Below are 4036 nucleotides of genomic sequence, written 5' to 3'. Positions count from 1 at the left end.
ACGAAGGTGGCACAGGACATGAGTTTCACCTTTCCGCTGGCCCCACCTTGTAGATCCGGGGTTCACCCTGGTAACTGTTCGGGCTCAGTGGGAAGTAGCGCCGGACGACCCAACTCTCCAACGGGCTCAAAGACCCAGGGGTATCCGGTCTGGCCGGCGCGCCGTCTGCCCCCCTGGGCAGGGGGGCAGACGGGCTCCCCCACACACCGTGGGGAATGACCCATCCTCCCACGCCCTTGCGCATCATACAAGGGGGATGCCGAAGGCAGGGGGTGAGGTGCCGTTGCCGTGTCGTGGAGAGACAGGCCGGGGGGTGAGGTGGCGTTGCCGTTGTCTCTCCCTCTCCGACGGCCGCCGAGGAGGAAGACGCCTTGAGGCTGCGAATCTTGTACCCGAACCAGCCATACCTGTTGGCGAGGTGAGCGCGATGACAGGATCAGCAGGACCGGTCAGCCGCAGGAGCTTTCTGGGGACAACAATGACAGCCGGAGCGGGTCTGGTTGCTCTGGGGGCCGCCGAGGTCTCCGCTGCCGAGGAGCCCCGTTCCCGAGTCGTGCGTGCCCGCCGGCAGAAGGCCACGCTTGACCTCGAGCCCAATCAGCCCGTGGTGACCGAGGCCGTCCATGCCGCCGTCATGGGGCTGAGCGGCAAGTCCACCCCTGCCGCAGCCTGGGCCGAGTTCCTGCGTCCCGACGATGTCGTCGGCCTCAAGATCAACTGCCTCTTCGGAATCGGCGCCAGCACGCACCCCCAGGTCGTAGCAGCCGTCATCGAGGGCTGCAGGCTCGCGAAGGTGAAGCCCGACAACATCATCGTTTGGGACCGCACGGACAGTGACCTGGCCAAGGTCGGCTACGAGATCAACCGGGGACCCGGTGTCCGCTGCTATGGCGTGAACAAGGACTGGGAGCCGCAGCCCGTCGCGATCCACACCTGTCGCGGGCGTCTGGCGAAGCTCGTGACGACCACCTGCACGGCCCTCATCAACCTCCCGATCCTCAAGACCCATAGCATGGCGGGGATGACGCTGGCCCTCAAGAACCACTACGGGACCTTCCACAACCCCTGGGACGCCCATGCCAACGCCTGCGATCCCTTTGCCGCCCACGTGAATCTGCTACCCGACATCCGCACCAAGACCCGCCTGGTTCTTGCCGATGCCCTGCTGCCGATTGCTGAGGGCGGCCCGGGTCCGCAGCCCCAGTGGACCTGGCCCTACAACGCAATCCTGGCCTCCCGCGATTCGGTGGCCATCGACTACGTAGGGCTGCAGATACTGGACAAGCGCCGGGCCGAACTGGGGTTGAAGTCGATAGAGAAGTCAGGGGCAGCCCGACACGTGCTCACCGGCGCACGTCTTGGACTGGGCATGGCAGACCTGGCCCACATCGACCTCGTCGACGTTTGAGGCTACCCCGCAGCAAACCTCGGCCATGGCAGTCCGGAGCAAGCTACGCCAATACCTGCCCACAAACACGTCGCCCGGTCCCTAGGGACCGGGCGACGCTGGGGAGAGATGGCGATGACATGTTCGCCATTTCGCTGGATGGGTTCTCGCTGGAAGGTCGGTCTCGAACTCCGCCCCGAGCCTGCGCGGGCTTAGTAGCCGGAGCCCCGAGTCCAACCCGAGGAGCGACCGCCGTACCCGCTGCTCCCGTAGTTCTCGCTATACCCGCTGTTGTTGTTGCCACGGTTCGAGCCGAACTGGCGGTTGTTGCTCACACCGCCGGTGCCGCCATAGAGGCCGCCGTAGCCACCGTAACCATAGTTGCCGCCGCCATACCCGCCGTTGTTGCCATTGCCGCCCATGCCGCCTGCGGAGCCGGTCATGTCATAGATGACAGACCCTCCAAAGAGCATGGCAATAGTCGCCGGGTCAGCGTGCTGTATCGGGATCATCACCCAAGTCTGCGGGGTCGTTACGACCGCCTGGTTCCCCAGAGTGCCCTGAGCCCCCACAGTCCCCTGGGTCCCCAGCGTCCCTGGAATGCCCCCGAAGGCCTGGGGCTGAGCCCAGCCGGTTGCCGTGATGGCCACAAGTGCGATCGTCGCGAAGGCAAGGTAGGTTTTCATCACAAACCACCCTCTGGTAGAACCACTCCAATACGTCGATTCAGAGGCCCGTAGGGCTATGCAGACAAAAATCAGGCGGGGCTGCAGTCGCGGCTTGGAAGGAGGGAGGGTGAGGCCTTCCAGTGTCCGTTTGGCTGCCCGTAGGGAGGGATCAGCCCCGCCTGCTCGACTTATATTATAAGACGTAGTAGTCGATGAATAAGTTCCCTGTCTACGGGAAAAGCAAACAACCTTTTGGGCCTCGCCTCCACCCTCTCTCTTGCTGTCCCTCATCCCCATCTCGCCTCTGCCTTTCGCCCCCTCCGAGAGCTGTGAGCCGTTACCGCCAGTCGTGCAAAGAGGGAGCCGGGGAGTGAGGTGTCTTGGCCTTCCGCCGTTGCCCTTCGCTCCCTCTCCCCTCGGGAGAGGGCCGGGGTGAGGGGCCTCTGCCGTGATCTGTTGCCGTTGCCCTTTGCCCCCTCGCCACCGCGTGGAGAGGCTAACATGAAATGGCCTGCCTGGTGGCGAAGAAGTGGGTGTCGCGCCCATTTCACCACGAAAGGCAGGCCAAAAACCATGACCCACATCGCCTTTGATGTGCACCAGGCAACTTCAACATACGCGTACCTTGATCCTTCCAGTCAACAGCCCGTCGTCGGGCGCATCCTCACCGACTGCGCCTCCTTCACCAACTTGCTCGGCGACCTTCCAGTCCCCTGGATCGTCGCCCTCGAGGCCACCCGCAGCACGCCCGCGATCTGCACCTGGCTGCGCCAACTCGACTGCGCGATCCATCTCGTCGACCCCCAGAAGCTCAGTGGCCTGGCCCAGGCGCGCAGCGCCAAGACCGACCGGAGGGATGCCCTGCTGATGCTCGATGCCCTGGCCCATGACTACCTGCCCGAAGCCTATCTCGCCGACCCCCAGGTGCAGCGTTTGCGCGAGCTGACCCGCGCCCATTGGGCCCTGGTGCGCATGGGCACCATGCTGCGCAACCTCCTGCGCGGGATGATGGCGCGTGCCGGCAAGCTCCTCGCAGCCACCAACCTGTGCGGCGTCCACGCCACCGAGGAGCTGGGGCAGTGGCTGGCGACGGTCGAGGCGCCCTACAACCTCCTCGGCGCCCTCTATGTGTCCTTGCTGCAGCAGGTGCGCCAGGCCACGGCGGCCGTGGACGAGCAGATCAAGCACCTGGCCGACCACAACCCGCTGGCCCAGGAGCTGCTCTCCCAGCCCGGCAAGGGCCTGCTCACGACGATGGGCATGCTGGCCGAGATGGGCGACCTGGCGCGTTTCAGCAGCGTCAAACAGCTCCTCAGCTACTCCGGCCTGGCCCCTTCGGTGCAGCAAAGCGGCGAGAAGTCGCGCACCGGGCGGCTGCCCCAACGCTGCAACAAACACCTGCGCTACTGGGCGGTGATGTGCGCCCAGGCCACGGTTCACAGCAGGCACCCCAGCCGCGCCAAGGAGGTGTACCTGCGGGTCAAAAGCCGTCACGGGGCCAACGCGGCGAAGATCGCGGCGGCCCGCGAAATTGTCAAAGACGTGTACTACGCCTACCGGCGGCTGCAACAGTCCCAAGCAACGGCTGCCTGAGCCAGACTAGGGCTGCCTGAGCCGGACGACAGAGCTGTGCTCGACTGGCCCTTTCGCGTGAACTTCGGTTTGCCGGTGTCCTCTCATTCCCCTTGTCTGACGCTGAGATCCGGAGAGGTTTAGGAGCCGGCAGTCTACGAAGTTAACCTGTGCGACGTCGGCACCCATTGAGGGATGAGAAAGCCTCCACACGCGCAGGCCAGGTGCACAGTGCACGGCGAGGGCAGACCGCAACCCGCCCAGGGTAGATTGCGGACACCGGCCGCCAAAGGCGTAACCGCAAATCCGTGGCCATGTATACACATGGCCAACGGCGATGGACGCACGTCTCACGGCTAGGGACACACCCGCTCGCCCCGCCCTCTTGACAGGCCATTTCATTGAGGGG

Annotated in this window: 3 protein-coding genes; 2 read left to right on the top strand and 1 reads right to left on the bottom strand. The window is 64.8% G+C overall.

Annotated features, from left to right (window positions below; all coding sequences use genetic code 11):
- The first annotated feature begins 427 nt into the window (after positions 1-427).
- The gene (locus ABFE16_14840; GenBank protein ID MEN6346574.1) at positions 428-1408 is read left to right on the top strand and encodes a DUF362 domain-containing protein; all 981 of its coding nucleotides are present in this window, start codon (positions 428-430) and stop codon (positions 1406-1408) included.
- 191 nt (positions 1409-1599) lie between these two features.
- Here ABFE16_14840 and ABFE16_14835 read toward each other — a convergent pair whose 3' ends face one another.
- Positions 1600-2073, bottom strand: coding sequence for a hypothetical protein (locus ABFE16_14835; GenBank protein ID MEN6346573.1), 474 nt, complete (start codon positions 2071-2073; stop codon positions 1600-1602).
- Between the two features lie 555 nt (positions 2074-2628).
- Between ABFE16_14835 and ABFE16_14830 the strand changes: the two genes are divergently transcribed.
- On the top strand, positions 2629-3648 hold the full coding sequence (locus ABFE16_14830; GenBank protein MEN6346572.1) for an IS110 family transposase: 1020 nt from the start codon (positions 2629-2631) through the stop codon (positions 3646-3648).
- Positions 3649-4036 lie beyond the last annotated feature (388 nt).

This window comes from Armatimonadia bacterium (genome assembly GCA_039679385.1).
Lineage (GTDB): Bacteria > Armatimonadota > Zipacnadia > Zipacnadales > JABUFB01 > JAJFTQ01.
This window is presented reverse-complemented; position numbering and strand designations above follow the sequence as displayed.

Coding starts and splice junctions, on each gene's coding strand:
- ABFE16_14840 (MEN6346574.1), top strand. CDS start 428: ATGACAGGATCAGCAGGACCGGTCAGCCGCAGGAGCTTTCTGGGGACA.
- ABFE16_14835 (MEN6346573.1), bottom strand. CDS start 2,073: ATGAAAACCTACCTTGCCTTCGCGACGATCGCACTTGTGGCCATCACG.
- ABFE16_14830 (MEN6346572.1), top strand. CDS start 2,629: ATGACCCACATCGCCTTTGATGTGCACCAGGCAACTTCAACATACGCG.